1 protein-coding gene is annotated in these 406 nt (G+C 62.6%); it reads left to right on the top strand.

Annotated features, from left to right (window positions below; translation table 11 throughout):
• Positions 1–135 precede the first annotated feature (135 nt).
• Positions 136–406: hypothetical protein (locus tag NE591_RS12880; protein WP_256156819.1), on the top strand; the 271-nt coding region annotated here is incomplete at its 3' end.

The raw sequence follows: 406 nt of genomic DNA, 5'->3' as shown, positions 1-406 counted from the left end.
GCAAATTCTTTCAGCGAAGCTCGAAGAACGCCATAAGCGATCTCATCTATGCTAACAACTCGAAATTTTGGCGAAAAAATGGGTGAGAAATCGTCTGGAAGGACACAGGCTGGAATCTGCGGGTATACTGCACCCATGAGTAAAGAACGAATTTCCTGGGAAAACGAATACCCCGACGAGCTGGAGCGCGAGGGCCGCATGAGGCCGACGCTCGCCCGCGCCGTGCGCGATCATGAAGCCGCGGGCAACGCTGTTGACGAGGCCGTCGCGGAGGCAGTCTGGGCGGACGGCGAAGGCGAGGCGGCCGCCATGGACGTCGTCGACGACGCGGCCGCCATGGGAGCGGTCGCGGAGGCTGCCGTCGCGGAAGCCGTGGGCGAAGGCGGTCGCGCCAAGCCCGGTCGCT

Source organism: Adlercreutzia sp. DFI.6.23, assembly GCF_024462535.1.
Taxonomy (GTDB): domain Bacteria; phylum Actinomycetota; class Coriobacteriia; order Coriobacteriales; family Eggerthellaceae; genus Adlercreutzia; species Adlercreutzia rubneri.
The sequence above is the reverse complement of the archived record's forward strand: the minus strand, read 5'-3'. Positions and strand labels throughout refer to the sequence as shown.